Here is a 22,522-nt window from a genome sequence, read left to right on the forward strand (position 1 = left end):
TTGCAGTTACTATCTTTATACGTTGAAACAAGCAATAAAAACCTTGGCTTGGTTTTAGCAATAGATAAGTTATGAACAGATTTTTAAAACGTGGGATTATTTTATTGATCGCCGGGATAGCGTTTAATATTGTGGGATATGTGATGAAGGATAGAGGTCTGGATCACTACGGTTGGCCAATGGTTGCAGGCACAGTTCTTTTTGGTCTCGGCTTCCTATTTGCGTTCTACAGCTTATTTAGGAAGGTAGAGGCGCAGGGACTTATAGAAGAAAGAGCAGAGGAGAAAGAGCGGAAGGCCAGATTTGATAAGGAAGCCAGAAAGCGCAAGCATGCATGGATGCATTAAAGTTCTGAGACCTTAAACTATGGGGTTGAAACAGAGATAAACTAACTTAAAAAACACTAGCAAGATATAGACGATATTTACTCCGATTTTTCTCAAGTGTTTTCATTGGACCTCGAAATAACTTCCAATTTTGCGTAATTTGGATTTCCATGTTATAAATAGAAAGCAGGATGCGGAAGTTTTTATTAGGGTTTAAATATGCCTTTCAAGGGGTACGTTACGCCTTTGCTACCCAAATCAATTTGAAATTCCACTCATTTGCGGGATTAGCAGTGATTTTGCTTGGATGGGGAGTAGGGTTAAGTCGTTTTGAATGGTTGTGGATTTCAGCAGCAATGGGTTTAGTGCTCGTCGCTGAGCTTTTCAATACCGCGCTTGAGGTGTTAGTCGATTTAGTTTCTCCTGGTTTTCATCCTAAAGCGGGAATCATCAAAGACCTTGCTTCTGCCGCAGTGTTGCTTACCGCGGTCCTTGCTTTTGTGATTGGACTATTTGTTTTCCTACCTCACTTGTTATAGATGCTCGAAAAAACCCGTGGGATTGTGTTGAAAGTCACCGACTACTCTGAAAGCAGTGTAGTAGTGCAGGTGTTTACTGAGAAATTCGGACTACAATCCTACCTTATTAACGGTGTGAAAAAGGCTAAAGCCAAAATCCGATTAAATATGCTTCAGCCTCTACATCTCCTGCATATGGTGGTGTATCACAAGCCCAATGGGAATATCCAAAGGGTAAGTGAATTGAGAAATGAACCGGTATTTCAAGAGATTCCATATAATATAATCAAGAGCTCGCTGGTGCTCTTTTTGAATGAAGTGTTATATAGGTCGATCCGGCATCATTATGATGATGAACGGCTGTTTGAGTATCTTTTCAACGCCATTGAGTTTTTAGATAGGACCGAGAGTGGACTAGCGAATTTCCATCTTTACTTTCTTGTACAACTAACCAAATATTTGGGATTTTATCCTGATAGGTCTTATGAGGAAACTTCCGAATTTTTTGATCTTAAAGACGGTGTTTTCTCCAATTTGCACCCCCCACATTCGTTTATCCTTAGCGGATCTCAGGCTAAACACTTCGCAGACTTACTAGCCACCCGATTTGAGGTTCTGGATAAATTAAAAATGCCTCCTCGGGAGAGAAAGCATTTACTTGAAAAAATTCTTATGTATTTTCAACTTCATATCGAGGGATTTCCCGAAATAAAATCTCATTTAATTTTGGAAGAAATTTTGAGCTAAGCCGTCTGTTTTTTGCTTGCTACCTTTTCAATCACACTTTCCAACTCGTTCAGATCGAATGGTTTTTCCAGGTAAGTGTCAGCACCAGCCTGCTGCGCAAGTGATTGAATGTCATTATTTGCAGAAAAGTAGATGACTGGAATACTTTTCAAGTCATTTTCTTTTTTAATCGTTTGCGTAGCAATCACCCCTCCCGTATCGGGAATCCAGTTGTCCATTAAAATTACATCTGGCATGAAGCCACGGACTGTTTCCAGAATATTATTACAATGTGGGGACGTTTGAACCTCCCAACCTTGCTCTTCCAGAATATAAGTGCAAATTGATAAAATATCCGTATCGTCGTCAAATATTAGAATCCTCTTCGACATTATTCGTTCCTTTTCGTTTGTGAAAATTCTTTTAAGGCATTATTTCGTTGCAGAAGATCTTGGCGCCTTTTAAGTAGAACGCCTTTTCTCTTTCGAATGTTTCATTTCTTTTTCGGAGAAATCTATTTGAAGAAATAGGAGAAACGTCAGCAACAACGCAGTAACCCTTATTTTTTCTGTTTGTTTTGTTTTTTTGTTTTTTTCATGCCCTTGAACCTGCTAATATACTAATAGTTAGCTTTTGCTTAGTCTTCACACAAGAAATTTTTACCCCCGATTTTTGCTTCGGTGTCATCAGTACACTACCTTTGCATCATAGAATCCTTTCTATAGTTTAGGTTTATAATTGGTTAGTTTAAGCTCCTGCCCATCAGGGGCTTTTTTTTGTCTAGCAAAGTTCCCATGATTAATGGTTGCAAATTAAGATCTGTGCCGTTGTCACTGCCAGAAAGAGTGGCATAAAAAAAGCCGCTTTCGCGACTTCCTTATTTATTTCCTGATTTTACTCAAAGTATTCTTTCATTCGTTCGAAGAAGCTTTTCTCCTGTTTCCCTGGCTGTGGCTTGAAATTGGGCGAATTTTGGAGCTTTTCAAGCAGATCCCGCTCTTCTCGCGACAAAGCCTTCGGTGTCCAGATGTTCACGTACACCAACTGGTCACCGCGATGATAAGAGTTCACTTCTGGTACACCCTTACCCTTCAGTCGTAGTATCTTGCCTCCCTGAGTACCCGGTTCAATCTTAATCTTAGCTTTCCCATCGATGGTAGGAACTTCGACAGTTGAACCAAGAGCGGCATCGACAAAACTGATATGTAAATCGTAAACTACGTTGTTTCCTTCTCTTTGTAAGGTCTCGTGAGGGACTTCTTCAATCAAGATGATTAAATCACCGGGAACTCCCCCACGAGGGGCCGCATTTCCTTTACCACTCATGGAAAGTTGCATTCCCTCGCTCACGCCCGCCGGAATATTGATATTGATGGTTTCTTCTCCTCTTACCACACCATCTCCGTGGCAGTTATTACATTTGGAGGTGATTTGAGTTCCTTCTCCATTACAGGTAGGACAAGTGCTCGTAGTTTGCATCTGTCCAAGAATGGTGTTGGTCACCCTTCTTACAGCGCCGGTACCACCACAGGTATTACATGTATGGAATGACGACCGGTCTTTAGCGCCACTGCCATCACAAACATTACAAACTACCTGTTTATTAACTTTTATTTTTTTCTCCGCGCCCTTCGCGATTTCTTCAAGCGTAAGTTTTACCTTGATTCGAAGGTTTGATCCCTTAGCTACCCGCCGGCCACCCCGGCTTTGTCCACCACCACCGAAAAAGCTTTCGAAAGGACTTCCGCCACCGAAAATATCTCCAAACTGGCTGAAGATGTCTTCCATATTCATATGGCCACCACCATAACCGCCCGCACCAGAAGTTCCAGCATGGCCGAACTGGTCATAACGCTGTTTTTTCTCCGGATTGCTGAGTATCTCGTAGGCCTCGGCGGCCTCCTTGAATTTCTCTTCAGCTTCCTTGTCCCCTGGATTCTTGTCCGGATGGTATTTTATTGCCAGTTTACGATATGCTTTTTTGATTTCTTCAGCACTCGAACCTTTTGTAACACCCAGAACGTCGTAATAATCTCTTTTAGCCATTTTATAAATGCAAAAAATTGCAAGAGAAGAAAGCTGTTCGCCAGCAACTGCTGCCACGCTTCGCCACCTGCACTTTTCTTTTAGTTTCCAACTATAACTTTTGCAAAGCGAATTACCTTGTCATTTAAATAATATCCCTTTTCTACTTCATCAATAACCTTTCCTTTTAGGTCTTCTGATGGGGCAGGGATATTCGTAATAGCCTCATGAAGATCGGCGTCAAAAGTAGTTCCTTTTGATTCCATCTCTTTAAGGCCTTTTTGTGTCAGTATATTTTTGAACTTATTTTGTACTAAAGTAATGCCTTCTTTAACCGCCGGAACGTCTGTAGCAGTTTCCATCGACTTCAATGCTCTCTCAAAGTCATCAAGTACAGGCAGCAGACTTAAAATAACTTCTTTTCCCGCAGTTTGTAATAGTTCAACGCGTTCTTTAGTAGTCCTCCTCTTAAAATTGTCAAACTCTGCATACAATCGCACATACTTGTCATTAGCTTCTGCCAATTCTGCACGCAATTTGTCTTCTGCAGATGCAGACTCTTGAGTGTCTGTAGCAGTTGCTTGTTCCTGATTCTCCTGCGCTTGTATCTGTTCTGTATCCTTCTCCATAATTTCTTGGGCCTGATTTTCAGGCGATTTTTCTTTTTGTTCGTTGTTTTTCTTCTTGTTTTTCAACATGTCTGAAAATTTATAATAAAAGCTCAGGGCAATTCTTTTGCCAGTAGTAAAAAACAGTCAAGCTGTCAGCAAATAAGGGTGTAAGTTGCCTCCTTAATCAATCCTTGCGTGGTCCACCACCTTTCCGTTTTCACATTTGATTATGCGGGAGGGGAATGTTCTAATGATATGATAGTCGTGCGTAGCCATCAGCACCGCTGTTCCTGACCGGCTGATCTCTTTCAGCAGAAACATCACTTCTTCGGAGGTTTCAGGATCCAGGTTTCCGGTTGGCTCATCCGCTAGTATGATCTCCGGATCATTCAGTAAGGCTCGGGCTATTACTACGCGCTGTTGCTCACCTCCCGAAAGCTCATGTGGCATCTTTCTTATCTTTGAACGCAGTCCCACTTTTTCTAATACATCTCTTATCCGCTCGGCGATCTGTTTTTTGTCCTTCCAACCAGTAGCGTTCAGTACGAATCGGAGGTTATCTTCTACAGTACGGTCAGTCAGAAGCTGAAAGTCTTGAAACACTATTCCTAACTTGCGTCTCAAAAACGGAACGTCTTTGTCTGTTAATTTCTTAAGGTCGTATCCACCAGCGTGTCCTTCTCCGCCTGCAATATGAAGATCGCCATAGATAATTTTCAGCAAACTGCTTTTCCCGGACCCCGTTTGGCCAATCAGGTAAACGAACTCTCCTTTTTCAATCTGTAAGTGAACATTTGAAAGAACCAGGTGCTTTTGCTGAAAGATATCAACGTTTTGTAGTTGTATTACGGTATTGCCAATCATGTTAAATCTCAAGTTTCATTATTTGACCAAAAGGAAGATCCTTAATAAGGTTCATTATGTATTCCGACTTATCGGCCAATCCAGCCTTTTCCAAATGTTTTTCGGGTCGGTCCACCCTAAAATAAGCTAGTAAAGTAAATTTATCGTCCCTCAACTGTACGTAATCCGGAATTTTAGCGACGCCTTTTACTTTGATTATATACATTCTGCCAAAGTTAAAATTTTCCAGCTAACTAAGCTTTGGGTTTATAAACCCTGTAGAAATGCTATTGTGTTAATATTATCAGCGTAGTCCCATAACTTGGGTTGCTGTGTTTCTCCAAAACCGACTTTTTGACTGTTGATATTTATTTGGGGGCTGCAAGCCACGCACTGAATCTGATCAGCTGAGGTTTGAAGTACAACTTCTACCTCATTTAGATCTTCATACTCCTCGTAGAAAAGAACTGAGAGAGGGCTCGATAAACCCTGATCTCCTTTTAGTAGTAGAAAGCCATTGTCAAGATGCTTGACGGAATTTACAAGGTAGACAGATTTATTGTAATCGTAATTGTTGGCGTACTTGTGATTATTGATCACAAACTTATAGGACTCAATTGCTTCAAAAAACTTATTAAAGTTATAGGCTACCGGCACGAAAAGTTTGGAGACGTTCCGGCATCCTAATCCATAGTAGTCAAAAATATCGTGTCCCAGTCTGAATAATTCTTCCGGAGTTTCATCTCCAGTGAGTACCGCTACACTATTGCGGTTTTTTCGAATGATGTGAGGGACTTTTGAGAAATAATATTCGAAGTATCTGGAGGAGTTGTTACTGCCGGTTGCAATTACTGCGTCGAATTTCTCAAGCCGCTCGGTGAAAAGAATCCTGTCTTCGAAACCAGGCTCAATCTCGATTAACTTTTTTAGAAGGTAGGGAGTGAGTTTGTTATCTTGCGACGAAAGTTTGATCAACGCAATATGTCCTGATGCAAGAACGCTGAGGATATCATGAAAGCCAACCAAGGGTATGTTTCCAGCCAGAATGAGACCCACTCGTTTGCTCTTTTCCTCTTTCGGTTCAAAATCTAACCAGGTATTCAAATCTGTCGCGTTTAAGCTGTTACCCCATGCCTTTACAGCTCGTGTAGTTTCTTCTTTCGTAAACCAGCCATTTTGGTGCTGAGCTGTTTGAATCAGCTGCAAGAGTAGCTCATCCGGAGAAAGCAGATATTCGCCCAATTTCAGGAAGGCTTCTTTTCGTTTTTGTAATGTCAAAATGGAAGTCATGAAAGTAAAATCAATAGATTGTGTTATATTTGCACTGTTTTTGCATAGGTAAGCGAAGCAAAAATACGCTAAGAAAAAGAATTTTTAGACATGGCTATTAAAATAACAGACGAATGCATAAACTGCGGAGCTTGTGAGCCAGAATGCCCGAATAATGCAATTTATGATGCAGGAGTTGCATGGCGTTTTTCTGATGGAACTGCTTTACGCGGAGTAATTGATTTTGGAGATGGTACAACGTTAGATGCAGAAGAGGCGCAACCAGCGATTTCTGATGAGTACTATTATATCGTATCTGACAAGTGTACGGAGTGTAAAGGATTTCATGACGAGCCTCAGTGCGCTGCCGTTTGTCCGGTTGATTGCTGCGTAGACGACGAGGACGTTCGTGAAACCGAAGAAGAATTGTTGGCTAAAAAAGCCTGGTTACATTTGGAAGAGTAGTAGCAGTAATTTAACTATCCAGATATAAAAAAGCCCGGTAAGTAAATTGCCGGGCTTTTCTTTTTTAGGGTTCGTCCTTTAGGACGTTGCGTACTGGTTCTCTAGATTTTGAATGTTGTGCAAGCATTCAGCGATACTTTGACGCTGAGACATCACGATATCCCGTACATCAGAAGGAAGACTTGTATCCTCAAGTACTTTATCGTAGGTTTCAATTGCTGATTTCTCACCTGTAATACAAGCATCTAGTACTGCCTTGTTTTCATTCGGCATGATTGATGACTTGATATCAATCCAAGTGCGGTGGATAGCTCCCAAAGGTCCTCCTTTTTCATTGTCTGAATTGGAGCCGAATTTGTGAAGACAGCTTTTTAGCTCCATTTCAAATTCAGAACGCTGGATAGAGTAAGTGGTAAAAAGAGCTTTAAGCTCTGCTGACTCACAATTTTCGGCGGCGTTTTTATAACCTTCTTTACCATCATTAGCAATGTGAAGAAGATGCTTTAACCCGTCCTGTATTTTTTCATTACTATTTTCCATAATTACCTCCTTATTATTCGCCCTCGGTATTTGCAGACTCGTTGACAAAGCTCTCGGCTACCTGCGTCAACTTCACGTCGGTACTCTTTTCTTCATCCAGCGTCTGCTGAAGTAAATTTGCAGCTTCGGTCATGCCTAAGGTGTTTGCAAGCGTCCTTAGTGTTCCGTAAGATGCGATCTCGTAGTGCTCTATTTTCTGTGCAGAAGAAATGATCGCGGCGTCACGAGTCATGCTGCCATCTTCAGTTTCTTCCATCATGCCTTTGCCTTCTTCTACTAGACCTTCCATAGCTTCGCATTTTTTACCTGCTGCTTTTACGCCGATAAGTTCAAATACTTTTTCCAGGCGGGCAATTTGCTCTTCTGTTTCAGTAAGGTGTTGTTCAAGGCAACTGCGCAGCTCGTCAGACGTAGCACTTTTAGCCATCTTTGGAAGTGCTTTGGCTAAATGTTTTTCTGCCCAATAAATATCTTTAAGCTCATCTTTGAACAAATTCTTCAAGCCTGTTTCTTCGTTGCCAGATGTTTTTTTTTCTTCTTGTTTTTTCATAGTATTTAGATTTTAAGTTTTCGGTTGATCCTAACCATTTGTGTAATTTTAACAGCCTGCCTGTTAAAGAGTTTTTTTAAATTTCAAATGCGATGACCATTTTGATTGGAAACCTTAGGTCCCCAACTCTCGTATTAACCCTGAATTGTCCAATTAAAAGACTATACTTGAACCAGTAAACAAATTATTAAATGCGAAAATTTTCTTTCCAGCAACAGGTGCTAACAGGCTTCGTTGCAACACTTTTCTTTGTGTTTCTGTTAGCCGTTGTCTCCTATGTAAGTATTGAAAATCTTCAGGAAAACGGAGAAGCTCTGAATCGCACCGAACAAATAGTGCGCTTAACAGAAGAGATAGAACAAAGCCTGGTAGATGCAGAAACCAGTGAAAGGGGTTTTGTTATTACCGGTAATCCTGAATTTCTAGATCGATACCATTCTACTATAAATCTTGTAAATCCCGGTATTCAGAAGTTAAGAGACTTAATCGGTACTGACCCGCAGCAGGTAAAGTTGTTGGATTCATTAAGCTTTTATGCAGCGCTGAAGTTGGAGGAGATGAAGCGTATTGTGGCGGCGTACGACGGTACTAGTCAGGCAGCCTCTTTTGATCTCATAAAAACCAATCGCGGCCGCAGTTATATGAACAAGGTGAGGAGTTTTTCCAGTGAAATAGAAAGGTTGGAAAGTCAGCAACTGGTTGCGGGGAAAAGCGAAGGGAGTAAAGCAGTGGCGAGGACACGGACTATTATCCTGCTGGGTTCTTTCGTGATCCTGTGTCTTATCGTAGTACTCTTTGCTTATATCAAGAAGACTTTCTGGCATCAGAAGTTAATAGAGGATCGCGTTAGATCGACTAACGCCGAGTTGGAAAAGATTACCCACGAAAACGAAAGACAAAATTGGTTGCTTGAAGGCGCCGTGATAGTAGATGCGGCTATGCGGGGTGCTCAAACATTGGATGAACGCGCTCTATGTATCATCGTTGAAATCTCAAAACACGTAAAGGCAAATATTGGAGTTATTTATATCGCTGATCCATCGGCGACGAACCTGCACTTTAAGGCTAGCTATGGTTTTCCACCTGATGAAGCCCCGCAGCTTATCAAACCTCAGGAAGGACTTATCGGTCAAGCTATTGCTCAAAGGAAGGGTTTGGCATTTGATAAAGTGCCTGATGGTTATATTAAAGTCGGGTCTGGACTGGGTCAGACGAAACCCAACTGCATTTTCATTCAGCCTATATTTTTAGGAGAACAGTTGAAAGGTGTTATTGAACTAGCATTTGTCGACCAAATTAATCCTAGTACTGCCGAGTTCTTTAACAAGGTGGTTTACAGTATAGGAGTAGCAATCGGAGCTGCAGAAGCAAGGGTTAAGATGTTGGATCTTGTTGAAAAAACGAAGCAACAGGCCGAGGAACTGGAAGCACAGCACTCCAAAATACAGTCGTCTAACGAAGAACTGCTAAGGAAAACATCTCAACTTCAGGCTTCTGAAGAGGAAATGAAGCGCCAGCAGGAGGAACTTCGACGGGCAAATGAGGAAATGAGAAAAATCTCATTGGAAAACGAGCGGCAAAACTGGGTGCTTGTTGGCTCCAATACAATTGGCCAAGCCATCCGGGAAGAACATGGTTCTTCGGCGTTTTCAGTGAATTCGCTGGCGTCAAGGGTTTTATCGTCCCTGGCCTCCTACGTAAATGCCCAGGTAGGTGTAATATTCATTGCCGACGACTCGGGGCAGAAACTCAACTATGCCGGAGGATACGCATTTCAGCCTGCGCCTGGCCAATCTCCATCGTATGCCTTGGGTGAAGGGCTTATTGGGCAAGCAGCTCGTGACGGTAAAATGGTTGTATATAACGAAGTACTGGATGATCATATAAAGGTAAGCACTGGCCTCGGAGAGGTAAGCGCCCGGACGGTTATTGTGCAGCCACTTTTAGCTCTTGGTAAACTAAAGGGTGTAATCGAGTTAGGATTTACCAGCGAAGTGTCGACTCAGGTAATCGAATTCGTGGAGTGGATGAAGGAGATTTTGGCAGTCGAAATCACGACCGCCCAGGCGAAAATTTACAATCAGGAACTCTTTGAGAAAACTCAGCTTCAGGCTGAAGAGCTCGAAAGTCAGCATGAAGAGTTGAGGACAACCAACGAAGAACTTATCAGGAAAACGCAGCTGTTGCAAGCTTCTGAAGAGGAGTTAATGGTGCAACAGGAAGAGCTTCGTCAGACAAATGCTGAACTGGAGGAAAAGGCCGAATTGTTGGAGGAAAGGAATAGGGCCATTGAGCAAGCTCGCGAGGCGATGGTTCTGAAGGCCGAAGAGCTTGAGCAAAGCAGTAAATATAAGTCGGAGTTCCTGGCTAATATGAGCCATGAGTTGCGCACTCCGCTGAATAGTATTTTGATCCTGGCAAAAATTCTACGGGAGAATAAACACGCCAATCTTAACCCCGAACAAATTAAATACGCTGGTGTAATTCATACCGCTGGAAGTGACCTTCTGAATTTGATTAATGATATCCTTGACCTATCTAAGATAGAATCTGGAAAAATTGATATCAATGCTGAAGAAGTAAGTCATGCCGATATGAAATCTGACATGGAACTTCTTTTCCACGAGGTGGCGAATACGAAAAAGATTGAATTTAACTACTCTGTAGCTCCGGGTGTGCCGGCATACATGATCTCAGATCGTCAGCGGGTAGAACAGATCATTAAGAACTTGCTGTCGAATGCATTTAAGTTCACACCGCAGAATGGAAAAGTATCAGTAAGTGTCAGCTTGGTAAAAGAGCAAATGGACTTTTCAAATGAGAGGTTGAAAAACGCCAACAACGGAATTCTTGCATTCGCAGTAAAAGACAGCGGTATTGGTATTCCGCTGGATAAGCAAAAAGCAATATTTGAAGCATTCCAGCAAGCAGATGGTACAACAAGCAGGAAATATGGGGGGACCGGTCTGGGTCTTTCTATCTGCCGTGAGCTATCCAATTTATTGGGCGGCGAGATCAAGGTTCAGAGCGAGCCAAATGCAGGGAGTACGTTTACCTTATACCTTCCGCTGGAATTAGCTAATCAGGATACTTTAGCAACGGAAGAGATAACGCCTTTGAATCAGGAACCTGTTACCAAACCAGCGGAACCTGTAAGTTCACCCGCTCAGAAGCCTATCGTAGTCCAGGTAGATAGATCTGTAGGGGTAGCTAAGCTTCCTGATCCTAACAAGGAATACAGCCTGTTGATTGTTGAAGATGATCCAAACTTTGCGGAGATTCTAAAAGACTATGCTAAGGAACGCGGCTTCAAGCCATTGCATGCAGCAGACGGGGTACAGGGACTTGAAATGGCGAAAGAGCGCAAGCCTGACGCCATCGTTCTGGATATTATGCTGCCAGGCATGGATGGCTGGACAGTTCTTAAGAAATTGAAGGAAGATCCTCAGACTTATGGAATACCGGTGCATTTGATGTCGGCAAAAGAGGAAACAAACTCTAAAGCCCGTCTGGAAGGAGCGATTGGCTTCCTTAAAAAGCCGGTAGAGAAAGAAGAGCTTGACTCTGCCTTTGATACTCTTATTGAGGGAAGTGGAAAGACGAAGATCAAGCGCGTGCTACTGGTGGAAGATCAGCGCATCCAAAGCGACGTTTTAACGAATCAGCTGAAATCAAAAGGAGTAGAGGTAAAGCAGGCATTTGACGGTGAAGAAACAATGGCTGTGTTAGCGGAAGACGCTGACTTTGATTGCATTATCCTGGATCTTAAACTGCCGGATATATCAGGACTGGATTTGCTGGAGAAAATCAAGACTAACGAAGAGCTGGTTCCAGTTCCGGTGGTAATTAATACTGCCATGGAACTTGATCAGGATAGTATGTCGAAGGTGATGAAACATACACATGCAATGGTGTTGAAAAGCAATAAGTCAAACGACAGGTTGCTTGACGAGATCAACCTGTTTATGAATAAGATTAAGACTGCCGAAATTCGTCCGGCAACGCTGGGTGGAGCGAAATCACCTACAGGGACCACCACTACGCTCGAAAAAACCTTGAAAGATAAAACCGTTCTGCTGGTGGATGACGATATGCGTAACATTTTCGCCCTATCAAGCGCTCTGCAGGAGTACGATCTTAAGATTGAAATTGCGAATAATGGAATAGAGGCTTTGAAAAAGCTTGAGGAGATGCCTGGAACGGATATTGTTCTGATGGATATCATGATGCCGGAAATGGATGGATACGAGACCATGAGGGAAATTAGAAAGCAGAGTCGCTTCACCAAGCTGCCTATTATCGCTTTAACAGCGAAGGCAATGAAGAATGATCGCGAACGGACTATAGAAGCAGGTGCGAACGATTATATTTCAAAGCCAGTAGATGTTGATAAACTGGTTTCAATGATGCGGGTATGGCTGAGTTAAGGAATCGAAACTTTTTAAGTTCTGCTACGGCAGATACAGTAACTTTCGAACAGATTGATGAGTTGGTAGAATGGGTAAAAAGAATTCACGGATTTGATTTTTCCGGCTACTCCAGGGCATCGTTGAAAAGGCGCGTTACACGCATTATGGACCTTCATAACCTCACCCTGTTTGATCTGAAGTCCTTGCTGGTGAACGATTATGCTTTTTTCGAAGAGTTTATCATCGAGATTACTGTAAACGTAACCGAGATGTTCAGAGACCCCGGATTTTACAGGGCGGTGCGCGAGAAAGTACTTCCGTACCTTGCTTCTTTTCAAAGAATAAAAGTATGGAACGCAGGCTGCTCCACGGGGCAGGAACTCTACTCTTTTGCTATCCTTTTAGCAAAAGAGAACCTATACAAAAGATCCTTTTTATATGGGACAGATATTAATACGAGAGTGTTAGATTTGGCTAAAAAAGGGATTTACGACTTGAAGTTGATGAAGCACTATTCTGAGAACTATCTCGAAAGTGGCGCTTCGGGTTCTCTTTCTGATTTTTACACTGCTCAATACGATGCAGCCTCCATCAATCATAGTTTAAAGAAAAACACGCTTTTTTCCGTGCATAACTTGGTTTCCGATGGCGTGTTTAACGAGTTTCAGCTAATTTCCTGCCGGAACGTGTTGATTTACTTCAATGTCGAGCTGCAACAAAAGGTAATATCCCTTTTTTATAATAGTCTTTGTCCTTTCGGTTTCCTTTGTCTGGGTTCAAAAGAGTCACTTCGGGATTCTGAATTATCAAGACGGTTTAAAGTGATTGATAAAGCGGAAAATATTTATCAAAAAATTGAATAATCTGAACAAGGATATCGAAAAGCGAGTGCGCGAAGCAAAAGTTTTGCTACTGGGCTGCTCAGCCGGAGGCTTCGGCCTGGTGTATGATCTTGTTTTGGGACTTCCAGAAGATTTTCCGCTCCCTGTTATTGTGATAATTCACAGAAGTAAGAAATATAGATCTTCGATGGAAGAACTGCTTGATAGCAAATCTCGTATTTCAGTAAAATTAGCAGAAGACAAAGAGCAAATTAAAAAAGGATTTGTGTATTTTGCACCACCTGATTATCACTTGCTTCTTGAGCCGGAAGGTTTTTTCACCTTAGATACATCAGAACCTGTTATGTACTGTCGGCCTTCTATTGATGTAACCTTTCAAAGTGTGGCTGATGTGTATCAGGAAAACGTAATTGCACTACTGTTTTCGGGAGCGAATGCAGACGGTGCTGATGGGTTAGCATATATTCAAGCAAAAAAGGGACTGGTTGGAGTTCAAAATCCGGAGGCTGCTGAAGTTCGGACGATGCCGGATGCGGCAATTGGAAGATGCCAGGTAGATATGATATTGAGTAATAGTGAAATTTTTTCTTTTATAGGCAGTATTGCTACTGTCTTAAACAGTGTGAAAGATGGAAAAGATTAATTTGCTTATAGTTGATGATAAGCCGGAGAACATAGTAGCTCTGGAGGCTTTGATTCAACGTAACGATATCAATCTACTGAGCACAACTTCTCCCAATGCAGCTCTTAAGATGTGCTGGGAGCAGGATATTCCGCTCGCACTCATTGATGTGCAAATGCCGGAAATGGACGGGTTTGAATTGGTGGAAATTTTGAAAAGTAACCCACGGACCCGAGAGATTCTGGTGATCTTTGTGACGGCTATCTCTAAAGAGTCAAAGTATGCAGTCCGTGGACTAACTGTTGGCGCAGTAGACTACTTATACAAACCCCTTGAACCTACTATCACCACTGCTAAAGTTGATTCTTTTATTCAGCTGGTTCGTAGCCAGCGTGAGGTAAAACGAAAAAATGTTGAGCTGGAATTATACCAGGCGGAACTAATTAAGGCCAAAGAACTGGCAGAGCAAGCGAAGCAGGTGAAGGAGCGTTTTCTCGCCAACATGAGTCATGAACTTCGCACCCCAATCAATGGGATATTGGGAATATCGCATCTTCTGGGAGAGAGTCCCTTGAATGAAGATCAACGTAAATGTGTGGACTTGCTGAAGGTTTCCTCGGAGGCCTTGCTGGGTGTGATTAATGACGTGCTGGATATATCGAAAATTGAAGCGGGTAAATTCCGGATAATCCCCACTGAAACCAATATTAAGAGTTTAGCGAAAGCCGTAGTTGATCTGCTCAAATTCCGTGCGGATGAAAAAGGAATTGACTTGAATTTGGAATTCAAAGGCTCTATTCCAAAACTCGTGATGACCGACTCATTGAGGCTTAATCAAATATTGATGAACTTGCTGAGCAACGGCATCAAATTTACGGCGAAAGGGTCAGTGGATTTGTCGGTTTCAGTATTGGAGTTGAAGGATGGCGAAATCCAGATAGAATTTGCGGTCAAAGATTCCGGTATCGGAATTCCTAAAGATCGCATTGATAAAATTTTTGAGTCATTTGAGCAGGCGCAGGAAGATACGATGCACAAATATGGGGGGACGGGCCTCGGCTTGTCTATTGTACAGCAGCTAGCAGGATTAATGGGTGGACGCCTTCATGTCGATAGTGAGGAAGGGCAGGGAAGTACTTTCACATATACCAACTGGTATCAGGTAGTAGATAGCAATGTAGAGGAGATATCAGCGAAACCAGGGATATCTGAATTAGCTAAGTTCGAGAACGTGGCGGTGCTGGTAGCAGAGGACAATTTGGTGAATCAGTTTATGATTAGGAAGGTGCTGCAGAATTGGAACCTGGAGGTAGATGTGGTTGATAACGGAGAGAAGGTACTTGAGTGTTTAAAACAGAGCCATTACGACATCGTGCTGATGGATACACATATGCCAGTGATGGGAGGTTTTGAAGCGACCCGCCGAATTCGAACGGAAATGCTGGATGGCGTCAAAAATATTCCGATTATATCATTGTCTGCTGCAGTGCTAGAAGAAGAAAAGCAACAGGCGTACGATGCGGGGGTTGACGATATAGTTACTAAACCGTTCGATCTTTCTGTTCTTCACCAAAAAATAGAAATGCTGGTGAGAAAAAAAGTCGATGCCTAACCTTATCGAACGTACAGATCAGCTCCATAGAAAAATCCTAATACCTTACCTGCCTAAACGGATCATTTCTCTTGTGCCTTCACATACGGAAACTCTTTACGATTTAGGACTTAGTGATAGGATTGTAGGTGTGACGAAGTTTTGTATTCGTCCTACCAAAGAGCTACTAGCAGTGGAGAAGGTTGGTGGCACAAAAAGACTGGATCTTTATAAAATAAAGCAGTTGAAGCCAGACCTCATTATTGCTAACAAGGAAGAGAACACCAGGGAAGAGATTGAAAAGTTGATGCAGCAGTATCCTGTCTGGATAAGTGACATTTACACCCTTGAAGATGCGACCAGCATGATTACTTCGGTAGGAGAGATTGTTGGTCGGGAAGTTGCTGCGAGGCAGATAGCAATGGAGATAGAAAGAGGCTTTGAAACTCTACGACCGCTGCGGCAACCCCTCCGTGTAGCCTACTTCATCTGGAAGAACCCGCATATGGTAGCAGCGAAGAATACATTTATTGATCATATACTTTCTCTTGCCGGTTTTGAAAATTTTTTCAATCAAGATCGATATCCGGTCCTAGAGGAGGACGAGCTGAGACGCGCAAATCCGGACGTTGTCTTTCTTTCTTCTGAACCCTATCCTTTTAGTAATAAGCATCTTGAGGAATTTAGTGAGCTGTTCCCGCATTCGAAGCTGGTTTTAGTGGATGGAGAGATGTTTTCCTGGTATGGTAGCAGATTGAAATCAACACCTCAATACCTGCAAAAGATCATTCTCGATAATTTTTAATTTTTGTTTGCACTTCTCAAATAAACCTTTACTTTTGCAGTCCCAAACAACGGGAAATATCCTAATGCGGAAGTGGCGTAATTGGTAGCCGCACCAGACTTAGGATCTGGCGCCGCGAGGCGTGGGGGTTCGAGTCCCTTCTTCCGCACCGCATTCCCTCCGATAGCAATATCGGGGGGAATTTTTGTATAGATACGAACGATAATTATCAAATCATGAATATTACTCAAGAGAAAATCGACAACCTTAACTCCATAGTTAAAGTTAGCATTAAACCTGAAGACTACCGTGAACGCGTTGAAAAGGCTATCAAGACTCAGGCAAAAAAAGCTAATCTGCCGGGTTTCCGTAAGGGGATGGTTCCAGCATCTCATATAAAAAGAATGTACGGAAAAAGTATCCTGGTAGATGAGATCAATAACATGCTGAACGATTCTCTTACAAACTATATCAATGAGTCTAATTTGCAGGTGTTGGGTCAACCTTTGCCTAAAGTAGACGAATCGAAAGAGTTCAATTGGGATTATAACGATGAGTTCGAGTTTGATTACGAGCTAGGACTCGCTCCTGAGTTTGATCTGAATTTTTCTGCGGAAGATAAATTGTCATACTATCAAATTAAAGTAGATGCAGAGACTCTTGAATCTCGCATCAAAAATCTTCGGAAGAGTTATGGCAAAATGACAAATCCGGAAGTTTCGGCAGAAGATGACGTGCTTTATGCTGACTTGACTCAGCTTTCTCCTGATGGCTCTGTTTTTGAAGATGGTATCGCGAACACCGCTTCAATTCGTCTGGATCTTGTAAAAGATGAGGAGATCAAGAAAACACTGATTGGGCTGAAGAAAGATGACGTTGTGGATTTTGATATTCAGGCAGCGTTCGGAAACGACGCTTTTCAAGTATCAAGAATTCTAAATATCTCAGAAGACGACGCGAAAGATCTTCAGTCGAAATTCCGGCTGACAGTTAAAAACGTTAATCGTTTAGAGGAAGCAGATCTAGATCAGGAGTTCTTTGATAAAATATATCCGGGAGGAGAAGTAACAACTGAAGAGCAATTCAGAGAAAAAGTTACAGCAGAGTTGGAGTCAATGATGGCGCAAAACGCAGATCAGAAGCTTCAAAACGATCTTATCAAATATGGTTTAGGTAAGATCGAATTACAACTTCCTGACGAGTTTTTGAAAAGGTGGTTAAAAGCTACAAACGAAAAGCTAAGCGACGAGGAGTTGGAAAAGGGCTACGATGACTTTGCAACAAACTTGAAGTGGACGCTGATCGAAAACAAGATTATCAAGGAGAATAATCTGGAGATCAAATACGAAGATGTATTGGAAACAGCTAAAGCACGGTTAGATGCGCAGTTCAGAATGTACAGCCCTCAAGCGCTGCCGGAAGATCAGTTGAGCCAGTACGCCGTACAGTTCTTGCAAAATAAAGAAAACGCAAACCGCATTTTCGAAGAAGTAAAGGCTCAGAAAGTATTTGAATACCTGAAAACAGTTATTACATTAGACACTCAGGAAATAGAATATAATAAATTTCTTGAACTGAATTAGTAGATATTGGTTATAAGTGTGCTGCCGATATCTATTAGTATATTGGTCAGCACACTTTTTGTTTTATATTAGTAACCAAACATCTTAAATTCAATGAGCATAGATAAAAACGAATTTCGCAAATACGCAGTAAAACATCACCGGATAGGTAGCCAGCATGTCGACAGCTTTATAGCCAGGGTAGAAAAAAACGCTATTCCGATGTCAATGACCCCTTATATCATTGAGGAGCGTCAATTGAACGTTGCACAAATGGACGTTTTTTCAAGATTGATGATGGACCGTATCATTTTTCTTGGTGATGCTATTTATGATAATATAGCGAACATCATTCAGGCTCAATTGTTATTCCTTCAATCGACAGACGCGAAACGAGACATCCAGATTTACATCAATTCACCTGGTGGCTCCGTTTATGCGGGTTTAGGAATTTACGACACCATGCAATATATTACACCAGATGTCGCTACTATATGTACAGGGATGGCTGCATCAATGGGTGCAGTGTTACTGTGTGCTGGCGCGGCAGGTAAAAGGGCGGCCCTTTCTCATTCGAGAGTGATGATTCACCAACCACTTGGAGGGGTGCAGGGACAAGCTTCTGATATAGAAATTACGGCACGGGAAATATTGAAGCTGAAACGCGAATTGTATGAAATTATAGCTCACCATAGCGGGGCAGATTATCAGAAAGTTCACGATGCTTCAGACAGGGATTATTGGATGATTGCAAGTGAGGCTAAGGAATTCGGAATGATTGACGAAGTTCTTGGCGCTAACAGGGAAATGAGTAATGAGTAAAAGTACAAAAGATATTAAATGTTCTTTTTGCGGTTCCGGAAAACAGGACACACTAATGCTTATCGCGGGATTAGATGCCCATATTTGCGATAAGTGCGTCGCGCAGGCGAATCAGATCTTATCTGAAGAGTTGTCTACCCGGAAGAACAAATCATCTCAGTCGGCTTTGACTTTGATGAAGCCTACCGAGATCAAGACACATTTAGATCAATATGTGATTGGGCAGGATGAGGCGAAGAAGGTGTTGTCGGTGGCGGTTTATAACCACTACAAACGTCTGAACCAAAAGGTAGAAAAGGATGAGGTAGAGATCGAGAAATCGAACATCATCATGGTGGGTGAAACAGGTACAGGAAAGACCTTACTTGCAAAGACCATTGCGAAAGTTCTTCATGTTCCTTTCTGTATTTGTGATGCAACCGTGTTAACCGAGGCAGGCTATGTGGGCGAGGATGTTGAGAGTATCTTAACCCGTCTGCTTCAGGCGGCGGATTATGATGTTGCAGCAGCCGAGCGGGGAATCGTGTACATTGATGAAGTGGATAAAATTGCTCGCAAGAGCGATAATCCTTCTATCACCCGTGATGTTTCCGGAGAAGGTGTTCAGCAGGCCCTGTTGAAGATTCTGGAAGGAACTATGGTCAATGTACCGCCTCAGGGAGGTCGTAAACATCCCGATCAGAAGATGATTGCCGTGAATACAAATAACATTCTATTTATCTGCGGAGGCGCTTTCGATGGCATTGAAAAGAAAATTGCTAACCGGTTAAGGACACAAACAGTAGGTTATAAGGTAAAAAAGGACGATTTAAACGTAGATCTTAAGAATCTCTATAAGTATATCACGCCACAAGATCTTCGGTCGTTTGGGCTGATTCCCGAGTTAATTGGACGGTTACCGGTTATCACTCACTTAAATCCTTTAGATCGGCCAGCTTTATTAAATATTCTTACCGAGCCTAAAAATTCTCTGGTAAGACAATATAAAAAGTTGTTTGATTATGAAGGGATCAAGCTGGAGTTCGATCAGGAAGTACTTGAATTTATTGTTGATAAGGCATTAGAATTTAAGTTGGGAGCACGGGGGCTTCGGTCTATTTGTGAGGCCATTATGATTGATGCGATGTTTGAGATGCCGACGGAGAAGCAGCATAGTAAGGAGCTCTTTATTACGCTCGATTACGCGGTGGAAAAATTTGCCAAGTCCGATCTCAAGAAATTAAAAGTAGCATAATAAAAACCCCCGCCGCAAGCGGGGGTTTTTAGTTTAAAAGCAATTTTATATGAACGAAGAGAAAGAAGTAAAAAAAGACCCGGAAATCCTCGAACAAGCGCAAAAAGTTCAGGAAGTTGAAACTCCCGTTAAGAAAGGGTTAAAGACCAAGGAACAGATAGTTAAAAATTGGCTACCGCGTTATACCGGCAGACCACTGGATCAGTTTCATGACTTTATTTTACTTACTAATTTTTCTAAGTATCTCCAGCTCTTTTCGGAATGGCATGATAATGCGCCGATTATGGGACTGGATAAACCTATGCAAAGCGTATCTGCCGCTGGCATCACCATCATAAACTTTGGGATGGGAAGCCCCCTTGCGGCTACCACCATGGATCTGCTGAGCGCCATTAACCCAAAGGCAGCTCTTTTTCTGGGTAAATGTGGCGGCTTAAAAAAGAAGAATAACATAGGGGATCTAATTCTGCCTATCGCAGCTATCAGAGGCGAAGGGACCTCGAACGATTATTATCCTCCTGAAGTGCCCGCACTGCCTTCATTTGCGCTGCAAAAAGCTATATCGACAACTATTCGTGATCATTCGAGGGATTATTGGACCGGAACCTGTTACACAACCAACAGGCGCGTTTGGGAGCATGACAAAAGTTTTAAGAAGTATTTAAAGTCGCTCAGGGCAATGGCAATCGATATGGAAACCGCTACTATCTTCACAGCAGGGTTTGCGAATAAGATACCTACAGGTGCTTTATTGCTTGTTTCTGATCAGCCGATGATTCCGGAGGGAGTTAAAACGGCCGAAAGTGACTCTAAGGTAACCGAGCAGTTTGTAGAGACGCATTTACGGGTAGGAATCGATTCACTAAAACAGTTGATAAATAACGGACTTACCGTTCGGCACCTTAAGTTTTAGCCAGGAGAATTCAAAGCTTTAGCCAGCGTCCAGGTTACATCTCCTATTGCCCTAGAGATTGTTAATTCTATAATGCTTTTTTATGTGGTATAATAACATCCTTGAGACTATTGGCAACACGCCATTGGTTAAGCTAAATAGGGTAACTAAGGAGATTAAGGGGACGGTCTTGGCCAAGATTGAGACCACGAATCCGGGGAATTCTATCAAGGACCGGATGGCGCTCAAAATGATAGAAGACGCAGAAAAGGCTGGTTTTCTAAAGCCAGGTGGAACTATTATTGAAGGGACTTCAGGCAACACCGGAATGGGACTAGCGATCGCTGCGGTAGTAAAGGGCTACAAGTGTATCTTCACCACCACAGATAAACAGTCGAAGGAAAAGATAGATGCTCTCAGAGCATTTGGAGCGGAGGTGATCGTGTGTCCAACTAACGTGGATCCTGAGGACCCGAGGTCTTACTACTCCGTGTCGTCCAGGCTGGAGCGAGAAGTTCCCAACGCCTGGAAGGCCAATCAATACGACAATCTTTCCAACACACAGGCTAACTACGAACAAGTGGGGCCCGAGATATGGAAGCAGACCGCAGGCAGGGTTACCCATTTGGTAGCAGGCGTAGGAACCGGAGGAACCCTTTCGGGAGCAGGACGTTTCCTCAAGGAGAAAAACCCTGCAATTAAGGTGATAGGGATTGACCCTTATGGGTCAGTCTTTAAGAAGTATAAAGAAACCAGAATTTTTGACAAAGCCGAAATATATCCCTACATCACAGAAGGAATAGGAGAGGATTTTCTCCCTAAAAATGTAGATTTTGATATTATCGATCATTTCGAGAAAGTAACGGATAAGGATGCAGCGCTGATGACCAGGGAAATTGCCCGGAAGGAAGGGATATTTGCAGGAAACTCCTCCGGAGCTGTGATTGCTGGCCTACTGCAAATGAAAGAGCGATTTAAAGAGGATGACTTGATTGTCGTGGTCATTCACGATCATGGATCACGATATATGGCTAAGATGTACAATGACGATTGGTTGAGGGAGCGAGGCTTTTTGAAAGAGGAGCGATTAACCGCAAAAAACATTCTCGAGCTAAGAGAACGCCAAGAGATTGTCACTATCGATGTCGGGCAAACTGTTTTAGAGGCTATCAATATCATAAAAGCCCATAATATTTCTCAATTGCCAGTCATTCAGCAGGGTATGGTAGTTGGAAAAGTCACGGAGAGCGATATTCTTGAGAACCTGCTTGATAACCCTGCTTTGAAGTCAAGTAGAGTCGAAGAAATTATGACCAAACCTTTCCCTTTCGTTGATCTGGCTACTCCTGTTGACAGAATTTCGAGTTTAATTTCCAAAGAGAATTTTGCAGTAATGTTGGAGGATGAGGTAGGGAAGCTAGAAGTCATCACTCAATTAGATATTATTAACGCCTTGTCCCGAATTTAGTCCGGTTACATATGGGTGATGTTTCGTAAATTTAAAGGACTAATCTTATTCATATGAAAGCGTGTCTACTGTTATTTATGCTCTTCTGCGCTGCTCCAATCCATGCGCAGGAGCAGGAGAGGTTCAAGACTACCAAAGCCCTTATAGATGATCTGCCTCCTGATACTGATTTAACTGAAAAGGTAGAGCTTGCGACAGAAACGGATGGCCGGCATATATTGGCCGCGAGAAAAGGAATTTCTCTGGTAGCAGTTGTTGCAGGAGGTAAAGTGAGGAAATACGAGGCATACAACGAAAGCGGAGAGAAGCTGGCGGTAGAGCAGGAAAGCCAAGGGCAGCGATTATATCTTTGCGTTAAAGATAAGAGCGCGGAGAAGGTCTGCTGGAATACGCTAAGGAAAGCCGAAAAAAGGAACTAAACAA

The 22,522-nt window shown here is 42.4% G+C and carries 23 protein-coding genes and 1 tRNA gene; 16 read left to right on the forward strand and 8 right to left on the reverse strand.

Annotated elements, in window-relative coordinates; translation table 11 throughout:
* Positions 1 to 71: 71 nt before the first annotated feature.
* From J4N23_RS09920 to recO, 3 genes are all read left to right on the forward strand, one after another.
* Positions 72 to 347 (forward strand): hypothetical protein, encoded by a 276-nt coding sequence (locus J4N23_RS09920; RefSeq protein WP_207426868.1) that lies wholly within the window; start codon positions 72 to 74, stop codon positions 345 to 347.
* 170 nt (positions 348 to 517) lie between these two features.
* Positions 518 to 865, forward strand: coding sequence for a diacylglycerol kinase family protein (locus J4N23_RS09925; protein ID WP_207426870.1), 348 nt, complete (start codon positions 518 to 520; stop codon positions 863 to 865).
* On the forward strand, positions 866 to 1,591 hold the full coding sequence (gene recO, locus J4N23_RS09930; RefSeq protein ID WP_207426872.1) for a DNA repair protein RecO: 726 nt from the start codon (positions 866 to 868) through the stop codon (positions 1,589 to 1,591).
* Here recO and J4N23_RS09935 read toward each other — a convergent pair.
* From J4N23_RS09935 to J4N23_RS09960, 6 genes are all read right to left on the reverse strand, one after another.
* Positions 1,588 to 1,962 (reverse strand): response regulator, encoded by a 375-nt coding sequence (locus J4N23_RS09935; protein ID WP_207426874.1) that lies wholly within the window; start codon positions 1,960 to 1,962, stop codon positions 1,588 to 1,590. The two genes, recO and J4N23_RS09935, sit on opposite strands and share 4 nt — an antisense overlap.
* Positions 1,963 to 2,464: 502 nt before the next feature.
* Positions 2,465 to 3,616, reverse strand: a complete 1,152-nt coding sequence (gene dnaJ / locus J4N23_RS09940; RefSeq protein ID WP_207426876.1) for a molecular chaperone DnaJ — start codon at positions 3,614 to 3,616, stop codon at positions 2,465 to 2,467.
* Between the two features lie 80 nt (positions 3,617 to 3,696).
* Positions 3,697 to 4,293 (reverse strand): nucleotide exchange factor GrpE, encoded by a 597-nt coding sequence (locus J4N23_RS09945; RefSeq protein ID WP_207426877.1) that lies wholly within the window; start codon positions 4,291 to 4,293, stop codon positions 3,697 to 3,699.
* 93 nt (positions 4,294 to 4,386) lie between these two features.
* Entirely contained in the window at positions 4,387 to 5,070 is a 684-nt protein-coding gene (locus J4N23_RS09950) for a cell division ATP-binding protein FtsE (RefSeq protein ID WP_207426879.1), read from the reverse strand.
* Position 5,071: 1 nt separating this feature from the next.
* Positions 5,072 to 5,275, reverse strand: coding sequence for a fructose-6-phosphate aldolase (locus J4N23_RS09955; RefSeq protein WP_207426881.1), 204 nt, complete (start codon positions 5,273 to 5,275; stop codon positions 5,072 to 5,074).
* 41 nt (positions 5,276 to 5,316) lie between these two features.
* Positions 5,317 to 6,339 (reverse strand): acyl-CoA reductase, encoded by a 1,023-nt coding sequence (locus J4N23_RS09960; protein ID WP_207426883.1) that lies wholly within the window; start codon positions 6,337 to 6,339, stop codon positions 5,317 to 5,319.
* Between the two features lie 90 nt (positions 6,340 to 6,429).
* Here J4N23_RS09960 and J4N23_RS09965 point away from each other — a divergent pair, with 90 nt between their 5' ends.
* Positions 6,430 to 6,783 (forward strand): 4Fe-4S dicluster domain-containing protein, encoded by a 354-nt coding sequence (locus J4N23_RS09965; protein WP_207426885.1) that lies wholly within the window; start codon positions 6,430 to 6,432, stop codon positions 6,781 to 6,783.
* Positions 6,784 to 6,861: 78 nt separating this feature from the next.
* Here J4N23_RS09965 and J4N23_RS09970 read toward each other — a convergent pair whose 3' ends face one another.
* Positions 6,862 to 7,323: a PA2169 family four-helix-bundle protein gene (locus J4N23_RS09970; protein WP_207426886.1), complete on the reverse strand. Its 462-nt coding sequence runs from the start codon at positions 7,321 to 7,323 to the stop codon at positions 6,862 to 6,864.
* A gap of 13 nt (positions 7,324 to 7,336) precedes the next feature.
* Complete coding sequence (locus J4N23_RS09975; protein WP_207426887.1) at positions 7,337 to 7,873, reverse strand: ferritin-like domain-containing protein; 537 nt, start codon at positions 7,871 to 7,873, stop codon at positions 7,337 to 7,339.
* A 191-nt stretch (positions 7,874 to 8,064) separates the two neighbouring features.
* Here J4N23_RS09975 and J4N23_RS09980 point away from each other — a divergent pair, with 191 nt between their 5' ends.
* From J4N23_RS09980 to J4N23_RS10035, 12 genes are all read left to right on the forward strand, one after another.
* Positions 8,065 to 12,300 (forward strand): response regulator, encoded by a 4,236-nt coding sequence (locus tag J4N23_RS09980; RefSeq protein WP_207426888.1) that lies wholly within the window; start codon positions 8,065 to 8,067, stop codon positions 12,298 to 12,300.
* Entirely contained in the window at positions 12,288 to 13,145 is an 858-nt protein-coding gene (locus J4N23_RS09985) for a protein-glutamate O-methyltransferase CheR (RefSeq protein ID WP_207426889.1), read from the forward strand. Before J4N23_RS09980 ends, J4N23_RS09985 begins: the two co-directional genes overlap by 13 nt.
* A gap of 25 nt (positions 13,146 to 13,170) precedes the next feature.
* A complete protein-coding gene (locus J4N23_RS09990) occupies positions 13,171 to 13,767 on the forward strand; it encodes a chemotaxis protein CheB (RefSeq protein ID WP_370527260.1) in 597 nt (198 codons plus the stop codon).
* Positions 13,754 to 15,358: a response regulator gene (locus J4N23_RS09995; protein WP_207426891.1), complete on the forward strand. Its 1,605-nt coding sequence runs from the start codon at positions 13,754 to 13,756 to the stop codon at positions 15,356 to 15,358. The genes J4N23_RS09990 and J4N23_RS09995 overlap by 14 nt, the downstream gene beginning before the upstream one ends.
* Positions 15,351 to 16,142 carry a helical backbone metal receptor gene (locus tag J4N23_RS10000; protein WP_207426892.1) on the forward strand — a complete coding sequence of 264 codons (792 nt, stop codon included), beginning with the start codon at positions 15,351 to 15,353 and terminating at the stop codon, positions 16,140 to 16,142. The genes J4N23_RS09995 and J4N23_RS10000 overlap by 8 nt, the downstream gene beginning before the upstream one ends.
* A 66-nt stretch (positions 16,143 to 16,208) precedes the next feature.
* A tRNA-Leu gene (locus J4N23_RS10005) sits at positions 16,209 to 16,290 on the forward strand.
* 67 nt (positions 16,291 to 16,357) lie between these two features.
* Positions 16,358 to 17,704, forward strand: coding sequence for a trigger factor (gene tig / locus J4N23_RS10010; RefSeq protein ID WP_207426896.1), 1,347 nt, complete (start codon positions 16,358 to 16,360; stop codon positions 17,702 to 17,704).
* Positions 17,705 to 17,797: 93 nt separating this feature from the next.
* Positions 17,798 to 18,505, forward strand: coding sequence for an ATP-dependent Clp endopeptidase proteolytic subunit ClpP (clpP, locus tag J4N23_RS10015; RefSeq protein ID WP_207426898.1), 708 nt, complete (start codon positions 17,798 to 17,800; stop codon positions 18,503 to 18,505).
* On the forward strand, positions 18,498 to 19,739 hold the full coding sequence (gene clpX / locus J4N23_RS10020) for an ATP-dependent Clp protease ATP-binding subunit ClpX (protein ID WP_207426900.1): 1,242 nt from the start codon (positions 18,498 to 18,500) through the stop codon (positions 19,737 to 19,739). Before clpP ends, clpX begins: the two co-directional genes overlap by 8 nt.
* A gap of 49 nt (positions 19,740 to 19,788) precedes the next feature.
* On the forward strand, positions 19,789 to 20,652 hold the full coding sequence (locus tag J4N23_RS10025) for an AMP nucleosidase (RefSeq protein ID WP_207426902.1): 864 nt from the start codon (positions 19,789 to 19,791) through the stop codon (positions 20,650 to 20,652).
* 82 nt (positions 20,653 to 20,734) lie between these two features.
* Positions 20,735 to 22,099, forward strand: coding sequence for a pyridoxal-phosphate dependent enzyme (locus J4N23_RS10030; RefSeq protein ID WP_207426904.1), 1,365 nt, complete (start codon positions 20,735 to 20,737; stop codon positions 22,097 to 22,099).
* A gap of 53 nt (positions 22,100 to 22,152) precedes the next feature.
* The gene (locus tag J4N23_RS10035; protein WP_207426906.1) at positions 22,153 to 22,518 is read left to right on the forward strand and encodes a hypothetical protein; all 366 of its coding nucleotides are present in this window, start codon (positions 22,153 to 22,155) and stop codon (positions 22,516 to 22,518) included.
* The last annotated feature ends 4 nt before the right edge of the window (positions 22,519 to 22,522 follow it).

The organism is Pedobacter sp. SYSU D00535 (assembly GCF_017355855.1).
Taxonomy (GTDB): Bacteria; Bacteroidota; Bacteroidia; order Sphingobacteriales; family Sphingobacteriaceae; genus Desertivirga.

Bases quoted from the DNA above. Each gene is read 5' to 3' on its own strand.
- J4N23_RS09920 (WP_207426868.1), top strand. From the start codon at position 72: ATGAACAGATTTTTAAAACGTGGGATTATTTTATTGATCGCCGGGATA.
- J4N23_RS09925 (WP_207426870.1), top strand. From the start codon at position 518: ATGCGGAAGTTTTTATTAGGGTTTAAATATGCCTTTCAAGGGGTACGT.
- recO (WP_207426872.1), top strand. From the start codon at position 866: ATGCTCGAAAAAACCCGTGGGATTGTGTTGAAAGTCACCGACTACTCT.
- J4N23_RS09935 (WP_207426874.1), bottom strand. From the start codon at position 1,962: ATGTCGAAGAGGATTCTAATATTTGACGACGATACGGATATTTTATCA.
- dnaJ (WP_207426876.1), bottom strand. From the start codon at position 3,616: ATGGCTAAAAGAGATTATTACGACGTTCTGGGTGTTACAAAAGGTTCG.
- J4N23_RS09945 (WP_207426877.1), bottom strand. From the start codon at position 4,293: ATGTTGAAAAACAAGAAGAAAAACAACGAACAAAAAGAAAAATCGCCT.
- J4N23_RS09950 (WP_207426879.1), bottom strand. From the start codon at position 5,070: ATGATTGGCAATACCGTAATACAACTACAAAACGTTGATATCTTTCAG.
- J4N23_RS09955 (WP_207426881.1), bottom strand. From the start codon at position 5,275: ATGTATATAATCAAAGTAAAAGGCGTCGCTAAAATTCCGGATTACGTA.
- J4N23_RS09960 (WP_207426883.1), bottom strand. From the start codon at position 6,339: ATGACTTCCATTTTGACATTACAAAAACGAAAAGAAGCCTTCCTGAAA.
- J4N23_RS09965 (WP_207426885.1), top strand. From the start codon at position 6,430: ATGGCTATTAAAATAACAGACGAATGCATAAACTGCGGAGCTTGTGAG.
- J4N23_RS09970 (WP_207426886.1), bottom strand. From the start codon at position 7,323: ATGGAAAATAGTAATGAAAAAATACAGGACGGGTTAAAGCATCTTCTT.
- J4N23_RS09975 (WP_207426887.1), bottom strand. From the start codon at position 7,873: ATGAAAAAACAAGAAGAAAAAAAAACATCTGGCAACGAAGAAACAGGC.
- J4N23_RS09980 (WP_207426888.1), top strand. From the start codon at position 8,065: ATGCGAAAATTTTCTTTCCAGCAACAGGTGCTAACAGGCTTCGTTGCA.
- J4N23_RS09985 (WP_207426889.1), top strand. From the start codon at position 12,288: ATGGCTGAGTTAAGGAATCGAAACTTTTTAAGTTCTGCTACGGCAGAT.
- J4N23_RS09995 (WP_207426891.1), top strand. From the start codon at position 13,754: ATGGAAAAGATTAATTTGCTTATAGTTGATGATAAGCCGGAGAACATA.
- J4N23_RS10000 (WP_207426892.1), top strand. From the start codon at position 15,351: ATGCCTAACCTTATCGAACGTACAGATCAGCTCCATAGAAAAATCCTA.
- tig (WP_207426896.1), top strand. From the start codon at position 16,358: ATGAATATTACTCAAGAGAAAATCGACAACCTTAACTCCATAGTTAAA.
- clpP (WP_207426898.1), top strand. From the start codon at position 17,798: ATGAGCATAGATAAAAACGAATTTCGCAAATACGCAGTAAAACATCAC.
- clpX (WP_207426900.1), top strand. From the start codon at position 18,498: ATGAGTAAAAGTACAAAAGATATTAAATGTTCTTTTTGCGGTTCCGGA.
- J4N23_RS10025 (WP_207426902.1), top strand. From the start codon at position 19,789: ATGAACGAAGAGAAAGAAGTAAAAAAAGACCCGGAAATCCTCGAACAA.
- J4N23_RS10030 (WP_207426904.1), top strand. From the start codon at position 20,735: ATGTGGTATAATAACATCCTTGAGACTATTGGCAACACGCCATTGGTT.
- J4N23_RS10035 (WP_207426906.1), top strand. From the start codon at position 22,153: ATGAAAGCGTGTCTACTGTTATTTATGCTCTTCTGCGCTGCTCCAATC.